At 46.0% G+C, this 17,565-nt stretch carries 20 protein-coding genes and 1 other annotated feature; of the genes, 2 read left to right on the plus strand and 18 right to left on the minus strand.

All coding sequences use genetic code 11. The features are described from left to right. Window positions 1–115: 115 nt before the first annotated feature. A complete protein-coding gene (locus tag KNP80_RS04755; RefSeq protein ID WP_214833862.1) occupies window positions 116–892 on the plus strand; it encodes an NUDIX domain-containing protein in 777 nt (258 codons plus the stop codon). 43 nt (window positions 893–935) lie between these two features. Here KNP80_RS04755 and KNP80_RS04760 read toward each other — a convergent pair whose 3' ends face one another. From KNP80_RS04760 to KNP80_RS04845, 18 genes are all read right to left on the minus strand, one after another. Further along, window positions 936–2,222 carry a hemolysin family protein gene (locus KNP80_RS04760; RefSeq protein WP_285801582.1) on the minus strand — a complete coding sequence of 429 codons (1,287 nt, stop codon included), beginning with the start codon at window positions 2,220–2,222 and terminating at the stop codon, window positions 936–938. A gap of 16 nt (window positions 2,223–2,238) precedes the next feature. After that, entirely contained in the window at window positions 2,239–3,528 is a 1,290-nt protein-coding gene (obgE, locus tag KNP80_RS04765; RefSeq protein ID WP_021066885.1) for a GTPase ObgE, read from the minus strand. After that, on the minus strand, window positions 3,529–3,969 hold the full coding sequence (locus KNP80_RS04770) for a Spo0B domain-containing protein (protein ID WP_214833868.1): 441 nt from the start codon (window positions 3,967–3,969) through the stop codon (window positions 3,529–3,531). It abuts the gene before it with no gap. Window positions 3,970–4,044: 75 nt separating this feature from the next. Further along, window positions 4,045–4,326: a 50S ribosomal protein L27 gene (rpmA, locus tag KNP80_RS04775; protein WP_016508537.1), complete on the minus strand. Its 282-nt coding sequence runs from the start codon at window positions 4,324–4,326 to the stop codon at window positions 4,045–4,047. A 12-nt stretch (window positions 4,327–4,338) separates the two neighbouring features. Further along, window positions 4,339–4,674, minus strand: coding sequence for a ribosomal-processing cysteine protease Prp (locus KNP80_RS04780; RefSeq protein WP_031200131.1), 336 nt, complete (start codon window positions 4,672–4,674; stop codon window positions 4,339–4,341). A 3-nt stretch (window positions 4,675–4,677) separates the two neighbouring features. Further along, window positions 4,678–4,986: a 50S ribosomal protein L21 gene (gene rplU / locus KNP80_RS04785; RefSeq protein ID WP_016508528.1), complete on the minus strand. Its 309-nt coding sequence runs from the start codon at window positions 4,984–4,986 to the stop codon at window positions 4,678–4,680. 15 nt (window positions 4,987–5,001) lie between these two features. Next, window positions 5,002–5,073, minus strand: a sequence feature (ribosomal protein L21 leader region). A 55-nt stretch (window positions 5,074–5,128) separates the two neighbouring features. Next, window positions 5,129–6,454: a ribonuclease E/G gene (locus tag KNP80_RS04790; RefSeq protein WP_214833871.1), complete on the minus strand. Its 1,326-nt coding sequence runs from the start codon at window positions 6,452–6,454 to the stop codon at window positions 5,129–5,131. 42 nt (window positions 6,455–6,496) lie between these two features. Continuing rightward, on the minus strand, window positions 6,497–7,354 hold the full coding sequence (minD, locus tag KNP80_RS04795; protein ID WP_021066881.1) for a septum site-determining protein MinD: 858 nt from the start codon (window positions 7,352–7,354) through the stop codon (window positions 6,497–6,499). A gap of 5 nt (window positions 7,355–7,359) precedes the next feature. After that, entirely contained in the window at window positions 7,360–8,028 is a 669-nt protein-coding gene (locus KNP80_RS04800) for a septum site-determining protein MinC (RefSeq protein WP_021066880.1), read from the minus strand. A gap of 5 nt (window positions 8,029–8,033) precedes the next feature. Next, window positions 8,034–8,528 (minus strand): rod shape-determining protein MreD, encoded by a 495-nt coding sequence (gene mreD / locus KNP80_RS04805; protein WP_052013683.1) that lies wholly within the window; start codon window positions 8,526–8,528, stop codon window positions 8,034–8,036. Window position 8,529: 1 nt separating this feature from the next. Beyond that, a complete protein-coding gene (gene mreC, locus KNP80_RS04810) occupies window positions 8,530–9,420 on the minus strand; it encodes a rod shape-determining protein MreC (protein WP_021066878.1) in 891 nt (296 codons plus the stop codon). A 13-nt stretch (window positions 9,421–9,433) separates the two neighbouring features. Continuing rightward, window positions 9,434–10,471: a rod shape-determining protein gene (locus KNP80_RS04815; protein WP_021066877.1), complete on the minus strand. Its 1,038-nt coding sequence runs from the start codon at window positions 10,469–10,471 to the stop codon at window positions 9,434–9,436. Window positions 10,472–10,664: 193 nt separating this feature from the next. Further along, window positions 10,665–11,501, minus strand: coding sequence for a DUF2785 domain-containing protein (locus KNP80_RS04820; RefSeq protein ID WP_214833874.1), 837 nt, complete (start codon window positions 11,499–11,501; stop codon window positions 10,665–10,667). A 126-nt stretch (window positions 11,502–11,627) separates the two neighbouring features. Next, window positions 11,628–12,071, minus strand: coding sequence for a hypothetical protein (locus KNP80_RS04825; RefSeq protein ID WP_251132327.1), 444 nt, complete (start codon window positions 12,069–12,071; stop codon window positions 11,628–11,630). A gap of 62 nt (window positions 12,072–12,133) precedes the next feature. Further along, the gene (locus tag KNP80_RS04830; protein ID WP_214833877.1) at window positions 12,134–12,334 is read right to left on the minus strand and encodes a JAB domain-containing protein; all 201 of its coding nucleotides are present in this window, start codon (window positions 12,332–12,334) and stop codon (window positions 12,134–12,136) included. Window positions 12,335–12,408: 74 nt separating this feature from the next. Further along, window positions 12,409–14,793, minus strand: coding sequence for an AAA family ATPase (locus tag KNP80_RS04835; protein ID WP_214833880.1), 2,385 nt, complete (start codon window positions 14,791–14,793; stop codon window positions 12,409–12,411). Then, complete coding sequence (locus KNP80_RS04840; RefSeq protein WP_214833883.1) at window positions 14,786–15,499, minus strand: ABC-three component system middle component 1; 714 nt, start codon at window positions 15,497–15,499, stop codon at window positions 14,786–14,788. The genes KNP80_RS04835 and KNP80_RS04840 overlap by 8 nt, the downstream gene beginning before the upstream one ends. Beyond that, window positions 15,496–16,887: an ABC-three component system protein gene (locus tag KNP80_RS04845; protein ID WP_214833888.1), complete on the minus strand. Its 1,392-nt coding sequence runs from the start codon at window positions 16,885–16,887 to the stop codon at window positions 15,496–15,498. Before KNP80_RS04845 ends, KNP80_RS04840 begins: the two co-directional genes overlap by 4 nt. A 103-nt stretch (window positions 16,888–16,990) precedes the next feature. On the opposite strand from KNP80_RS04845, the gene KNP80_RS04850 reads away from it, so the two are divergent. Then, entirely contained in the window at window positions 16,991–17,455 is a 465-nt protein-coding gene (locus KNP80_RS04850; RefSeq protein WP_214833892.1) for a hypothetical protein, read from the plus strand. Window positions 17,456–17,565 lie beyond the last annotated feature (110 nt).

Below are 17,565 nucleotides of genomic sequence, written 5' to 3' on the forward strand. Positions count from 1 at the left end.
TCGAGCTGACTTTTTTTGAATAGAGGGAAAAACGGATCCGGTACCGAATAAAGAACAGTGAGGAAAGCGTTTTTTTCTCGGAATCGTGAAAGCCACCTTCAAAGGAGGAATTACCATGTTCCATCGTCGAAAAACGTACACCATCCGTCCTGAACGCTTAGATGAATTCACCGAGTTTTTCCATACATACCTGTATCCGATTCAGGTATCGCACGGCGCCCGTCTCGTCGGTCGTTGGGTGACCGATGACAAGAGCGAGGTCATGGCCCTGTGGGAATACCGTGACCGCGAGCATTACGAACAAGTCGAACGCGATTACCGCTCAAGCAGCCTCCGCCGCGAGGCGATGAAGAAGCGGGCCCGTCTCGGCAAAGATTTATATATCAAGTCGAGCGAGGAGTTCATGATGCCGACCGGTCACTACACACCGCCGCGCACCATCGTCTCCGTGACGGCTTACGTCACGAACGCCGACGGCGAGGTGCTCCTCGTTCAGAACACGCACCGGAACGATACGTATGAGATGCCGGGTGGACAAGTCGAGGAACATGAGTCGATTGTCGACGCCGTGCATCGCGAAGTAAAAGAAGAGACCGGGATTGACATCGAGGTCGATGGGATCACCGGCATCTATCAAAACGTGTCCTCGCGCGTACTCTGTGTCACGTTCCGCGCCCGCTATGTCTCGGGCGACCTGCAACCGCAAGAAGGCGAGACGCAAGAAGTCGGCTTCTTCAAGGTCGACGCCTCGAACGTCGGCGACTATATCAAGCGCGATCATTTCCAGATGCGCCTGCTTGATGCGATCGACCCGACGTATATGCCGCACGCCATCTATAAAGTACGCCCTTACGAGTTGCTCGAACGCGTCGAGCGCCATCATACTGTATAAACAAAAGGAGGGACCGCCGGTTGGCGATCCCTCCTTTGTTCGTTTACGCTTGTTCCGCCGCTTCGGATTGACCCGTTTCGACGAGCAATTTGCGAATCCGACGCTTTTCGACGTGGAGAACGGTGAACGTCATGTCTTCATACGTGACACGCGCACCTTTCTCTGGAATGTCTCCTAACAGTTCGACGATCCAACCACCCATCGTGTTGGCATCTACTTCAGGTTCTTTAATTCCCATCTCATCCGCAAATTCATCGACATCCATGTCGGCCATACACTCGTAGACCCCGTCACGGAGTCGTTTGAGATAGACGATCGACTCATCGTGCTCATCCCAAATGTCTCCGACGAGCTCCTCGAGCATGTCTTCGAGTGTGATGAGGCCGGCCGTCCCACCGAACTCGTCGAGGACGATCGCCATGTGCGATTGTTTTTGCTGAAGGACTGGGAGCAGTTCAATTAATTTTGTCTGCGGTGATACGTATGTGAGCGGACGAATGAGCGAACGAACGTCCGTCACTTCATCCCGCATCATCGAACGAAGGAAATCACGTTCTGACAACACCCCGATGACGTTGTCAATCGAGTCTTTATATACCGGTAGACGAGAATGCCCACCGCTAAAGATCGTGTCTTTGATTTCTTCGAGCGTATCGTCGATGTCGACGGCGAGGATATCAATCCGCGGCGTCAACACATCGTCGACAGTGATGTCGTTGAAGGCGAAGGCGCTATGCACGAGTTCCGCTTCGGTCTCGCCGAGCACCCCTTCTTCTTCTCCCATATCAACGAGCACTTTCAACTCTTCTTCCGTCACCGACGGTTCTTTTTCGTTCATCCCGATCATCCGGAGTACCAACTTCTTCAAGCCAGTGAAAATCATCGTCACCGGTTTCAAGATTTTGACGAGGAACAGCAAGATGCCGCTGATGAGAAGCGAATACTTCTCGGCGAACTCTTTCGCGAGCGACTTAGGTAAAATCTCACCGAAGATCAAGATGATGACGGTCGTCACGAACGTCGAGATGACGAGGCCAGTCCCGCCCGAGTAAATACTCGTGGCGATGGCTGTCGAGACGGTCGCTGCCCCGATGTTGACGATGTTGTTCCCGACGAGAATCGTCGAGAGCGTATCGTCGAAGCGGTCGACGAGGTGAAGGACGCGCTTGGCGCCCTTGTCCCCATCTTCCGACATACGAATCATCCGGACACGGTTCACACTCGAAAGCGCGGTCTCGGCAGAAGAGAAGAAAGCTGACAACATAACTAAAACTACATAAAGAATTAAACTAGACGAGGGCACAGGGTCCACGTTTACTTCACACTCCATTTCCTAATTAAAAAGATTATTCGACGAATTCGAATTCAAAGTCCAAGATGGCGACGACGCTACCGTCTTCGGCACCTAATTTGCGAAGGTCGTCATCGACGCCCATTTGACGCATTTGACGCGCAAAGCGCTTGATGGATTCGTCGTGATCGAAGTTCGTCATCTTGAAGAGCTTCTCGATACGAGGCCCTGTGATCACGAAGCGTTCGTATTCATCAATATGAATCTGATACCCCTTCTCTTCCTTCTCGTAACGATAAACGACACGTGGTGTGGCCGTCTTCTCTTCGAGCTCTTCGAGTGGGAACTCAGGTGTCGAGTCTACAAGATTAGCTACTTCGATGAGCAGGTTGCGAAGTCCTTCTTTGGCGAGTGCCGAGATCGGGAAGACTTTGACGTCGTCTCCGATTTTCTTCTGGAATTCTTCAAGTAATTCCGGCGCATCCGGCATGTCCATCTTGTTGGCGACAACGATTTGCGGACGCTCGAGGAGACGTAAGTTGTACGACTCGAGCTCGCGGTTGATCGTCGTGTAGTCTTCGAACGGGTCGCGCCCTTCCATGCCGCTCATATCGATCATGTGAACGATGACTTTCGTCCGCTCGATGTGACGCAAGAATTGGTGACCGAGGCCGACGCCTTGGCTCGCCCCTTCGATGAGTCCAGGAAGGTCGGCCATGACGAAGTCACGGTCGTCTGCCGTCTTGACGACACCGAGGTTCGGTGTGATCGTCGTGAAGTGGTACGCGCCGATTTTCGGGCGTGCCGACGAGACGACTGACAAGAGCGTCGATTTCCCGACTGACGGGAATCCGACAAGACCGACGTCAGCGAGCAATTTCAACTCAAGGCGCAATTCACGCTCTTGACCTGGCTCCCCGTTCTCGGCAATCTCTGGTGCCGGGTTAGATGGCGTCGCAAAACGACAGTTCCCGCGGCCCCCACGTCCACCTTTGGCGATCGTGGCCCGTTGGCCGTGCTCGGTAAGGTCGGCGATGACCGTATCTGTTTGTGCATCGAACACGATCGTACCTGGTGGGACTTTGACGACGAGCGGCTTCGCTTTTCGTCCGTGCATGCCTTTCGACATCCCTTTTTCACCGTCATGGGCGATGAACTTTTTCGAGAATCGGAAATCAACGAGTGTACGTAATCCCTCTTCTACTTCAAAGACGACGTCACCACCGTGACCTCCGTCTCCTCCTGCTGGTCCACCGTCTGGAACATACTTCTCGCGGCGGAATGCAACCATCCCTTTACCGCCGTCTCCAGCTTTTACAAAAATATTAACCTGATCGACAAACATTTAATTCCCCTCCTTTATAACGAACGTAGAACATTCTACTGTTTGCTCGTACACTTCATCTGACGTGAACACGTCGTCCGGTACATGACCGAAGACGCGGACCATCAGTCCGTCCGTGAACGTCACATGAATCGGTCCATCCGTTCCTGACAGAAGACGGACAAGCTTGTCCGCCACGCGCGCATCGTCTAGTGACACGCGGTCGGCCGATACCTTATAGGTCAACCGCCCTTCCCAGTTCGCTTGCATGAGGACGAGACTCGTCGTCGGCATGTCCAAGCGAATGAGCGCACTCTCCTCGTCGGCGTGCTGACGATATCGCTCGTACAGCTCCTCAAGTTTTTCAGGCTCGAGCGCCACGTACAAGGAGATCATCTGAAGCCGATTCATCCATTCGTGACGGACGGTCGATAATAGTTTCAGTGCTGCTTGTGAGTTCATGCAATCCTCTCCTAGTAAAACTAGTAAAAAAGACTCTAACCAAATAAGTGGCTAGAGTCTTCTGCGTGGTTCTACTTACGCAACTGGGTAAACGCTCACTTGTTTCTTGTCGCGACCAAGACGCTCGAAGCGTACTACGCCGTCAACTTTTGCAAACAATGTGTCGTCGCCACCACGGCCGACGTTTTCACCTGGGTGAATTTTCGTACCGCGTTGACGGTAGAGAATCGATCCAGCTGAAACAGTCTGTCCGTCAGCGCGTTTAGCGCCGAGGCGTTTCGAAATCGAGTCACGACCGTTTTTAGTCGATCCTACTCCCTTTTTCGATGCGAAGAACTGAAGGTTCAATTGTAACATGAGGTCCACCTCCTATTGTTCAATTTGGATATAATCACCGTAACTATGGGCGATCGTGTCTAGTTGCACGAGCATCCCTTCTAATAACAGTTGGGTGCGAGTCATGTCCTCCGGTGATACGTCAGGATATGTCTCGACATAAAAGTAGCCACCCTCTGTTTTGTCTGCCATTTCTACAAGAAGCGATTGACCGGCAAGTACCTCGACAGCGTTGTATGCCCCAAAGATGATGGCAGAAACGCCGGCACAGACCAAATCAGAACCGGGTTCAGCAAAGTTGGCGTGACCTGTCACTTCAACGGAACGAATCGACTTCGTCTCGTCTCGTCTGACCATTACTCGAATCATAGCTTACGCTTCGATTTTCTCGATGCGAACTTTCGTGTAAGGCTGACGGTGACCTTGCTTACGACGGTAGTTTTTCTTAGCTTTCATTTTGAAGACAGTGATCTTCTTCGCGCGACCGTGTTTAACGACAGTTGCTACGACTTTAGCGCCCTCTACGAGTGGAGCTCCGACTTTAACATCGTCACCACCAACGAAAAGAACTTCACCGAATTCTACAGTACCCTCGACATCAGCATCGAGTTTTTCGATGTAGATCTCTTGACCTGCTTCAACTTTGATTTGCTTACCACCAGTTTTGATGATTGCGTACATATACGTGCACCTCCTTATTAAACTCAGACTCGCCATCCAGGGCAGGGCGAAACCATTTCAACCCGTTCTGTGCGGTTGTAGCCATTTGGGTGCTTCCAAACGAACTAACGTTATAGATAATACCACTCTCGTTCAATCGTTGTCAATGACGAGATACGAAATTCTGACATTCCTCGAGTGTCCCATAGAACGCCACATCCGGTTCTCCGTCGACGAGCAAGACCGTGCAGTCAAAACCGTCCCACGACGCGTCATGCCACTTGCTCGGGAGTGTCACGACGACACCCTCGGCTTGAGGCGCGAGCTCCATCAGCGTCCGCTCCAGCTGCGAGAAGACGGCAAGCTTCGACGGGTTACCGTTATAGGTCATCCGGTCTTGCATCGAACGTCCGGTCCGTTCTCGCGACAGCTCGAACAAACCCATGCGCGTGAAGCCGTACACTTCGACACGGCGAGGATCGCGGGCACCGAGCTCTTTCATCTTCTTCAAGAGCCGGGCTTGTCCATCCTTTGACCCCCTCAAGAAGTCGATGACGACCATACCGCCGATATTGCGTAACCGGAGCTGTTCCATGACGGCGTAGAGCGCGGCCTCGTTAATCGTGTCGGCGGCGCGACCCTTGTCTTTGACAGCGACGTTCTTGCCGCTGTTGACATCGATGACGGTCATCGTCTCGACTTGTTCAATCAAGACGTACGAACCGCCTTCGAGCCAGACGACACGCTGGCCCAGCTTCTCGATTGCCCCGTCGAGCCGGACCGCTTCTTTCATCCGGCCTTTGCCGATGTGACGTTCGACGTTGACCTCGAGCCGCGTCAACCGGTCCTGCGCTTCCTTGTCATTCAACACGACCGATTCGACCGCATGGCGTCGCACGAACTGTTCGCACAACAGCTCATCCTGTCCCCCGCGTGCCGTGATGACGTCCATGGCACGCGTCCGGAGCAAGTCGAGCTCTTCTTGAAGGTCTTCAGGGCTTGCCTGCCCCGACTCGGTCCGGAACAACACCCCTTCTGCCTCTTCGAGGTCGAACACTTTCGATAACCGGTCCTGGGTGACGAAATCGAGCTTGCGGCTATACAACTGGCGCCGACCATAAGGGAAGTAGACGATATGTCGTCCGCCGAAGCGGATGTTCTCCGTCACTTTATGGTGTTTGCCGTTGATGCCTTCTTTCGTCACTTGGACGAGTCGCTTCTCACCGACGACGGCCGCCTGACCGATGGCTGGCACGTCCGGATACGCCTCGAGCGATTTCAGCGTCTCGGCAATCGGCAAGAAGAGCGTCGTCTCGCCGGTCGTCAAAAACGCGGCGCCGAGCGACGGATGAATCCGTTCGATCGCGGCCTCGAGAATCGTCCCGATCGACAGTTGGTCGATGAAGCGTTCCTCGACTTCGAGCAGACGCTCTCCATCGACGAGCATGGCCCGTTCGATGGACGGGGTCCGTTCATAGATCAATCGCATATGCGTCTCTCCTTTCGACACAAAAAGGCAACTTTCGTTGCCTTAGGCTTTTTTCATTCCAAATTTCATCATGAGTCGTGTCCAGAAGCCGACCGGTTTTTGTTCGGTCTGAATCGACATGAGCGGCACCGACTCCCCAAGAATCCGGCGCGTGATGTTGCGGTACGCTTGTCCGGCATTGTTGTCCGGGTTCATCGTGACTGGCACCCCGCGGTTCGCGGCGGCGATGACTTCTTCATCGTCAACGACGACGCCGAGCAGGTCGATCGACAAGATGCGCATGATGTCATCGATGTCGAGCATGTCCCCTGATTCGACGAGGTGGTTTTTGACGCGGTTGACGATCAATTTCGGCGCAGCGACATGTTCCGCTTGCTCGAGCATCCCGATGATCCGGTCCGCGTCCTGAACGGCCGCCTTCTCAGGCGTCGTCACGACGACGGCCTCATCGGCGCCGGCGATGGCGTTCATGAAGCCTTGCTCGATGCCTGCCGGGCAATCGATCAACACGAAATCATATTCTGTCTTCAACTGGTCGATGATTTCTTTCACTTGCTCCGGTTGGACCGATGTCTTGTCTTTCGACTGGGCCGCAGGCAAGAGATACATCTCTTCGAACCGCTTGTCACGGACGAGCGCCTGATGCAATTTGCATTGGCCGTTGATGACGTCGACGAGGTTATAGATGCTGCGGTTGTCGAGTCCTAAGATGATGTCGAGGTTACGAAGACCGATATCCGTATCGACGAGACAGACCGAGTGACCAGACAATGCGAGGCCGGTCCCGAGGTTCGCGGTCGTGGTCGTCTTCCCGACGCCACCTTTCCCCGACGTCACGACGATGGACCGACCTTTCTTCACTTCTTTCGCTGTATGTACAGGCTCTACTACTTGCTCCATCAAACTCACCCTCTCTGTAATTCCATTGCATATGCGTCTTTCAGCCCAGTCATGACTTGACGGAGACGCGTCATTTCAATTCCCTGATTCGTCTGATATGCGCATCCCATCTCGATCTCCGGAAGCTCTTCGCCGTCGTCCGACGCAAGCACGTGTTCACCAATCGCTAAAAACTTCGGATGGAGCAGACTGGCGGTGATGACCGCTTCCTCCCATCCTTCGACACCGGCACGCACATTTCCTCGTATCGTCCCTAAACAATAGATACTTCCCGTCGCCCGAACCTCGGACCCCGGGTTGATGTCTCCGATAATGAGCACCGAGCCATCGAAATCGAGCACTTGTCCGCTTCGAATCGTCCCGCTATGGTAGTGGAACGTCTTTTTGCCGTAGGTCGCTTTCGCTTCTTCGGTCAACATGACCTCGCTCGATAGCTCCTCGATATAAAAAACGCCATGACGAGCGACGACTTCACGAATTTGACGTGACAGCTCCTCGTCTAAATAACGAGTACCCGCGTGCAATTTGAGTGCAATCTTCCCAGAGGGCGGCTCCATTTCTTGTAACGTGGCCTCAAGCTCTCCGAGCACCTCATCGATGCCACTCCGTGGATTGAAGTGGATTGCAATACCGTTGCGATGTCCTTTTATCGTAATATGTCGTTTACGCTCCATCATGGCTACCCTCTTTTCGCTACAGGTCGCGGCGCCACGTATCGTGTCATCGGCACGTATAACAATGCGATGGCGACAGCGTTAGCGACGAGCGTCCCTGGAATCTGTTCAACTAATAGTGTTTGAATGGTCATGGTCGTCCCACCGACCGCCGTCATGACGCTAAAGATCCCGAAGGAAAACACGAGAATCATGAACGTGAACGTGATGACGACCGAGAAGAAGTTCTCACCTATATATTTTAACACGAAGCTGACTAAGAGAGGAATGAGTGAAAAAGTAAATAAGTAAATTCCGAGCAAGTCGGTATAGACGATGTCATACAACAGTCCAAAGACGAGTCCGAATCCGAACGCCGCCTCGAAGCGACCATACAAACCGACGTACATCAAGCCGATCAATGTCAAATACAAGAACGGCGTCACATAGTGCCATGAGAAGATGGCGGCCCATGTCCCTTCAATAAGAAAGAGGAGGAACAGGGCGATGAACACTTTCATGTTACTCACCCGCTGCTCCTCCTTCCTCGGGACCCGTCAAGAACGGTTCGTCGAGCGTTCGATTGATGACGAACATTTGCGAGAACTCATTGAAGTCCGCTTCTGGTTTGATGCGGGCGACTTGAGATACGCCATATTCATCCGTCTCGATCGACTCGACCGTTCCGATGACAAGACCGGCCGGATAACGGCCACCGAGACCTGACGTCGACACGATTTCGCCTTCTTTCAACTTGACGCTGTTCGAGACCTTCGTGAAGAAGAGCTCGTTCGTCTCGCTGTCGAAGCCGTCAATCGTCCCGTACGTCGCTTTGCCGTCCTCGTCCTTGACGACGGCCGAGACATTGTTCGTCCGGTTGTTGTCCGAGAGGAGTTGCACTTGCGACGTGTAGGCGCTCGTTTGAATGACGCGACCGACCATGCCGCCGGCGGCCGTGACGGCCATGCCTTTCTCGACACCGCGCTCTTCCCCGACGTTGATCGTCACATAGCGCTGCCAGTCGTTCGGCGTGCGCCCGATCACTTCGGCGGGAATCAAATCGAAGTCACGGAGCGATGTATCGGCCGCCTCGACCATTTGTCGCAATTCTTCGTTCTCGCGGCGCAGGTCATCGGCTTCGACCGACACTTCCGCGTATTTCGTCAAATGTTGTTTCAATTGACGGTTCTCTTCATAAATATCGCGTACGTTCGAAATCGAGGACACGGTACTGTCCATCCAGCCGATCGGCACCGTGAACACCCGTTGGAACGTTCCGACCACATCACGCGTGACGTCTTGGTACCAAGCGGATTCCGACCGTCCTCGAATCGAAACCCCTAAAATCACTACGAATAAGATGATACCGATCAGCGTGATGATGAGCTTTTTATTCCGTACGAACCGGCTCATCGTGTGTCACCACTCATCGACGCGACGAGATGCCTGATTTTGAACGGAGGACGTCCATCATTTCAAGAGATTTTCCTGTCCCGATGGCGACGCAATCGAGCGGCTCATCCGCGACGAGTGTCGGGATGTGTGTCTCATCTGAAATCACGTCATCCAAGTTTTTAAGGAGTGCTCCACCGCCTGTGAGGACGATGCCGCGGTCCATGACGTCAGCCGCAAGTTCCGGTGGCGTCTGCTCGAGCGTTTGTTTCACGCCAGCAAGGATCGCTTCGACCGTATCCGAGAGTGCTTCACACACTTCAGCAGCCGATACTTCGATTTGTTTCGGAAGACCTGTCACGAGATCGCGACCACGGATTTCCATTTTCTCATTTTCGTTCGAAGCGTCGATGCGAGCCGAACCGACTTCCATCTTGAGCGTCTCTGACGTCCGCTCCCCGATCATGAGGTTGTATTTGTTTTTGATGTAACGAATAATGGCGTCATCCATTTCGTCACCGCCGACACGGATCGATTGGCTCGTCACGATGCCGCCGAGTGAAATCACTGCGACTTCGGTCGTACCGCCACCGATATCCACGACCATCGAGCCTGTCGGTTCCCAAACTGGGAGACCGGCACCGATTGCTGCCGCGAACGGTTCTTCAATCGTGTACGCTTCACGCGCGCCCGCTTGCTTGGCTGCGTCTTCCACGGCACGTTTTTCGACTGACGTGATGCCGCTTGGCACACAGATCATGACGTTCGTCTTCGATGAGAACAAACCACTCTTCGATTTCTGCGCTTGCTCCATGAAGTATTTGATCATCGTCGCTGTCGTTTCGAAATCGGCGATAACCCCATCTTTCATTGGACGGCGTGCCGTGACGTTACCCGGCGTACGTCCAATCATATCCTTGGCCTGGTTACCCACGGCCTCAATTCTACCTGTATCTGTACGGAACGCCACTACGGACGGTTCACGAACAACGATGCCTTGACCTTTTACATAAACGAGCGTATTTGCCGTTCCAAGGTCGATTCCGATTTCTCGGTTAAAACTACGAAACATACGTGCTGCTCCTCTCTTGGTTACACTATTTTTTATTATAACGGAAAAATCATGTTTGAAAACGTTCATTCGATTACAGGTTATTTACAATAACGTTCATCTCAGTCCTGTCTCACCGTATATTAGTGTGCCTTCTTTTCGACAAAAAGGCAAATCAAAAAGCAAGCGCGTGAAAGCGCCTGCTTGGACTTCGTCACATCTGCTTCAACGTTTCAGACACGGCGGTTTGAAGCGTCGGTCGATTCGTTTCACTCAATTTCACGAAAAAGCTCTTCAGAAACGTTTTCACATTGTGGACGACGTGCCAATACGGCTCGGGCTCAAGTTGTTGTTTTTGGACACTCAATCGGGCAGGTAAATCCTCTAACAGAACGATGAGCTCCTGCTCGTCCATCCCGCGCTCGAGCAAGGCGAAGATGGGATTTAACAGCCGTTCATCCTCGTCATGCACGTATAAGCTCGGAATCATCACCTTGTCCCACAGCGCCTCGAGCATCTCGCCGAACTCTGTCTCGTCGAGGTGCGGATGCAGGACGAGCTCGTCGAACGCGTCGGCCACATGGGCAATCGAATGGGCCCAGCCTTTTCCGGGCACATACCCTCTCGTGTCGATTTCACAATCGAGATAGGCTAGGAGCTTCGCCTTCAGCATGTCGAGATCCGCTTCCGATAAAAATTCACGTTGACGGTCCTGATACACGATCAAGGCGATCAACAGCGTCGAGAATGCCCGCGTAAAGACGGTGTCCGATGCCGTCTCCCCGATGCCATGGAACAAGTGGTATTTGAGCGTCGTATTGAATAGATCAGTCAGTTGTTCGTCCGTCAGGTGATCGTCTTCGATGATGAATCGATAGAATAACGTGTAGATCAACTGATCTCGAAGTTCGGGATCCGTCGAGCCAATGTGATGGAGCATGGATTGGATGACCCGCTCCTCATCTAATTCCTGTAAACGAACCGTCCCGTCCTTGATGTCTATCAATATAAGCTTCAAATCAAGTTCCTGATAGATGGTTTCTTCATTCATGATTGATCACATTCCCTCTTCGTAGGTCGTATGTAAACGTATACTCTCGGAGTTCGACGTTGTGTTTGATGACTCCTTCAAACACAAAAAGCAGGCACGGATGCGCCTACTTCGTTCGAATAATACTTAGAGACCCGGTTGGAGCGGGAGCAAAAGCATCGCTCCGTAAAAGAATACCGTGAAAATCAATACCGGGCGAAAGAACCGCGACGGTTTTTGTCGCGTCGCTCCCGCCATGAAGCTCGCCGTCGTCACGACGAACAAGTAAATCCCGGCATACATGAAGACGAGTTGCGGGATGACTCGCCACACTTGAAGGTCAATCGTTGAATTGAACCAGGCGACAAATAGAGCCGCATACGCGATCCAAGCACCAATCCCGATGCCTACACCGACGAGCGGCGAGACCCGGTCGAGCCAATGGTCTTCTCGTTGGAACCGTTGAAACAGCGCCCCACTGATGAAGACGAATAACGCGAATACGAGAAGTGATAGCATGAGCGGGTTGAGCGGGACGAAACTAGCGACGAGCGCGACAACCAGCATCAATAACCAAATCATTTTTTCCATATGAACACCTCAAGGAAGAGTATACCAAACCTTTAACGCCTATGGAAAAAACCTCCTAACCTTCAACCGTTCATATTTCCCCGTTGCTTCATGCTGACGTAATGATCCTCCCCGATGATGACATGGTCGAGACAAGCGATGCCGACGATATGACCGGCATCAACAAGACGCTCCGACACTTCGATGTCTTCCCGGCTCGGGGTCGCGTCCCCGCTCAGATGGAAATGCTCAAGTTCAATTCCGTCAAGTTCAAACATCAACATATTATATAGTAGTTATACGCAATTAAACTAATAAACAAACAAGCAGACCGATAGCTATCGGTCTGCTTGTTTGTTTATTTTGAGTAGAGATTTTGTTTAACGTTAATATTACCGACACTTAATCCGTACTTTAAAAATTTATAGCGAATGTATAACGATACATTATCTTCATGAGTAGAAATCACCAATTGTCTGTCATTGAAATCGTTTCTTAGTAGTTCTACAAATGACGCCATATTCATTTCATCCATTGTTTGAATCGGATCATCAATTAATAATGTCATAATACCGGAATTACCGTAAACCTTATTTAGAGCAAGTGTAAAGGCAATCACAGTTGATGAAAGTTGACCAGAACTAAATGAATGAACTATGTCATGGTCCGTATCTACTGGAGGAATAAAACTAAGTGAATTAATTTCAACTTCACCCGTCGGGGATTCTTCTTTCTCCTCTTTAATAAACACCCCGGTCCCACGTTGATGACTTTGTATTATTTTACCACAATAAATATAAAATGGTATTTCAATGTCGCTCAACATTTTAGCACGATGTGTGTTAATTTTACTTTTATACTTTTGTAACATGCTATTAATTATTGTAATTATATTATCAATTTTTTTGATTTCACCTTCTAACTTCTTTGATTCCTTAAAGTTTTTACTTGTTTTAATAAAATATTGTAAGTCGATATATTCTTTTTTTTCTTTAATTGCATCAAATGAGATTTGATTTAGCAGATTCCAATCATTCACTAAATAATCTGAAAAAATTCTTTTGAATCGAGTAATATTGTCCCTACAAACTTCACTTACTACTATTCTTCTCTTAACCAGTTCTGATTTTAATGCTCTAACTCTAGCATCAATATCATTAACGTATTCTTCATTATAATTTATAAGTTTTTCAATTTTAATACCATTTTCAATAAACCAATTCTTGCCCTTATCTATATCTGATATCACATTTTTATATTCTAATAATTGTTTAAAAAACTTAGAGTCAATTTGGTTCACTATTAACCATTCTTCAATTTTCTTAATAATCGTTAGAATATATTTGTCGTAAAAATCGTTAAACATTTCTTCATGTTTCTTTGAATCAGCATCTAGTGATTCTTTAAGTAATTCAGTCCTTTTGTTTATTTCAAAAGTTAATTCTTCAATGCTATTTTTAGGATCACCACAAAGTGGACACTCAACAGTTTCTTGGGTACTAACATCTTTATAAGATTTATATTGGTTCTCTAGTCTATCTCTTGTTTCAATCATTTTTGCGACTATTGAAGAAATATGATCCGAATTTTTATTATAAGAATTAATTAATTCTATGTTTTGTTCAATGTATGTCTTATTAAAAGGTAAGTCCATATATTTAAATACAAAACTCCAATCAATTGATTTCCGAATAAATTCTTTTTCTTTTAGTCTTGATAGAATTAAATTAAATTTCTCTTGAGTATCATATCTACTTTTAAGTTCTTCAAATTTAACGTGGAAATGACCTAATACTATTAAAGCTATTAGTTTCTTTTCAGCGTTAATTACCTTCTCAATCTCTTCGTTAAATAATTCGTTTTTAAAATCGTTTTTATTACTTACCATAAGTTTTATGGTGTCTATTTCAGACATGTATACTTCCTTCACATTTGAATCAAGTGGGAGAATATCTTTTCTATCCCAAGGAACATTTATTACTTTTCCAGGACCTATAAGTGGCTTATATTCCAATTCCTTACTGGTAAATTCACTCTCATTGGAGATTGTTTCAAAATCCTCTTTCTTATGATTACCTTCTATATTTTCAAGGTTTCGGTTTAACATTTTTTTGTGGGAAATCAGTTTCCCCTTCACCTTTTCAAGATAACTTTTCTGAGCAACTTCTTCTTCAATATTAAACAGTTTTGATATCAAATTCATTCTGTCTTTGTCTGTTTTTTTAAACAAATATGTACTTTCTTCTTGCTCGATATACTGATATAAATTGAATTTTTCAATCATATCTTTCATACCAAATATCTGATCTAATTCATCATTACTTAATTGTCTTTTCTCAGATTTATCGTCAAAACTATTTAATTTATATAGAGCATAGTGTACAAAGTTGTGAGGTCTTTTTTGACTTCTGTTCATTTGATCAGGAGCTGACATAATACGCTGTAATACTAACGTTGTATTGTCATCTATGTTATTAAACTCTATAGTGATTTCAGTTGATTTTGATTGATCTTTACTGAATAAATGGTCTTCAAATCCTTTATTTCCAACTACTATTTTATTTGACTCAACTCGTCTTATGGACCCAGTTAATAATAATTGAATAGCGTCATAGATTGTTGTTTTACCAAATCCATTAGGACCGTCTAAAACGTTAAGGTTCTTTCCATCAAACTCAACTATTGCTTCATCAATGGATTTGAAATTTTGTAAATATAGTCTTCTAATCATAAATTTACTCATTTTCGGTTACCCCTATCACTTCTAGTACTTTTTGAATGGCAGGATCATCTCCTCCATTATCTTTTAGCTCCAATAATTTATTCAAAATTTCTCTTTCTTCTTCAGTAAAACTCTCATCAATTTCGGTCATCAATGTGTGGATTTCTTTATCTTGATTAATTATATTAAGATAAGGCAGCTTAATAAATAATTTCGAAACTATATCGTATAACAGATATTCTTCACAATCCTTCTTGCTCTTAAATATTGAAAATTTTTCTGAATCATATAAAATATGATTTAAAAATTTTAAAACTTCATTTTCATCGTAATACCCTAACTGTTCAGTAAAAATATCTTCTTGCTTGTCTGTGTATGAAAGAATGTACTTTTTAAACATAAATGGATCTTCTTCAATATCAAAAATAAGAGATTGAATTTTAGTAGAAATATCTATTGAATCTACTTTCAACATTATTAGCAGTGAAAGGTTTTTATCCCATCCCATTTTAAGGTCATCTTGCTGCGAGAATTCTTTAAACAGTCTCTCAATGTATTCATTTAAGATACCCTTTGAAAATTTCTCTTCGTCTAGAAATAGAACTGTTAAAAAATCAAAACCGAAACTATCAGTTCGATCTGCTTGAAGTGCTTCTTCAATGCCGAAAGGTTCATTCTTAGTTAAAAAATCGTTTTCCTCTAATATTTTCCGTAAAATATCTCTCATGATTTAAAGGTCTCCTTCGCATTTTCAACATCCATAAACCATATTTGTTTACGTTCAACTATACTTTCTTTTAACTCAAAATTAGGTATTGTTTCTATGTAATCATCTCCTGGGTCAATAATTTTGCCATCAAAATGCCCTTCTATTTCATTATTAATGAACACTTGGACATCATATAGTAGTTCAGCTAAATCGTTGTCATCTTTTAATGATTGATAGATTTTCTTCCCTTGAGTAACAGCCTCATTCTCCCCCCATGTTTCTGCAATAGTAGTAATTAAATGGTAGACGCCGTCCTTATTTAAAACGAATATTTCTTTTAGTCCTTCTGTTTCAAGCGTAAAGCCTTCTGCTTCTAAAATTAAAGGGAAGAAAGTTTTATGAACCCCCGCTTTAACAACTAGTTCTCTCAAAGAATATGCTTCTAAGTCGCTAACATTTATATTCGTTGTTGGTGAAATTTTTTTGCATAATAATAAAAAATCATTATCACTCTGTTCAAGAATCCATTTCCATTTTCCTGTCCACGCTTTACACTGTGTCTCGGAATCAAAACCCATTTTTCGGCAATATTCATCGAAGTAAATCGAAAGAGAGTTTTTTAAAGAACTTGCGGCAGTTTTTATACTATATCGATACACGTATTCAGTTTTAAGAATCTCTAAAATTTTTGAGAATGGTATTTTAGCTTCTGATGTTCCGTCACAATGTCCAGCGGCAACTAAAAGACTAATTTCATAAATAAAGTTAAAGTATAAGTAGTTTATGTTTTCCGTTGTTTCAGTAAATTCGAATCGCAAAAGCTCGCGTTTTTGACTTAAAAATAATTGGATTTGTTTTTTAATTTGAACTTCAATATCAGTTCTTCCTATGACACTTTGGCATTCTTGATCTCTCAAAATATTTAATTTTAATTTTTGTCTTGCTTCATCATACTTTTCTTGTTCAAATAATAAATTACTAAACTCTTGAAACTGGTCTTTTTTCTTATTTGGAACTATTTTTTGAAGTTGATCTTTTAACTCAGAATCTCCAGGAAGGTTAATCGGAATTAATGTATGAAGGTAACAAGAATTAATAGTTGGATATTTAGCCACTTTACCCAATAAATCAAAAATTGGCCTTTTATATTTTGAAAATGATGAATCATGCATGTATGCTTTAACTTGATGAATACTAATTGGGAAACCGTTTTTATTAATACTAAAATCTTCTAAAGATTCTATTTGTAACTCGTATTCGTCGACACTGTTTATGTCAATACGATTTAATTTCATCAAAGCATAATATATTGAAACTTGACCTTGATAATCAAAACCACTCCAAGTTGGAATTGCTCTATCTATATCTGCTGAATCCACTACTCTCTCAGTCATCTCTTCTAACACTCTCCTTTTTATTATCATGTTTATGGAATATATCACTTTGATGTTAACAAAAATTATTATTTTTTTGTAATAAATTTCTTTTGTTAGTTGACGATTTTTATTAATGTGGGAGTATCAGAAATTTAATAAAGGAGCACGCATCATCATCAGTGTTTTCTTTGACTTCTTGCTTGTTAGTAACATGTTTGGTGAATCAGAGGATAACCAGCCTGATACAACCGCTGTCAAAGAAGAGAAAACTAAAACTGTAGATGTGGAAGCTGAGACTGCAGAACCAACTGCTGAAGAAATAGCTGCAGCTGGACAAGCGGCTAAAGAGAAATGTAAAGAAGTTTTTTCTCTTAGCGGATCAGGACAACAGGCCTCCAGTAAATTCACTTTAGAAGATGGTTTCGTAGATATCAAATCTACTCATAATGGTGGATCAAACTTTGCTATGGAATTGCTTGATGAAAATGCTAATGTGGTACAGCTCGTAACGAATGAAATCGGTTCATACAATGGATTACAAGTCTTTGCAATTGACGCTGAAACATATCAGTACAACGTCATGTGTAATGCAAAATAGGAGTGCAGAAGTGTGCAACGGAAACGTACACAACTCTGCACTCCTATTTTTGAAAAGAAAAAGGACTTGCCAGCAATCATAATCTCACCCTAACGTTTAAGTTGCGACAC

The sequence above is a fragment of the Exiguobacterium sp. E4787 genome (assembly GCF_018618375.1).
Taxonomy (GTDB): domain Bacteria; phylum Bacillota; class Bacilli; order Exiguobacteriales; family Exiguobacteriaceae; genus Exiguobacterium; species Exiguobacterium chiriqhucha.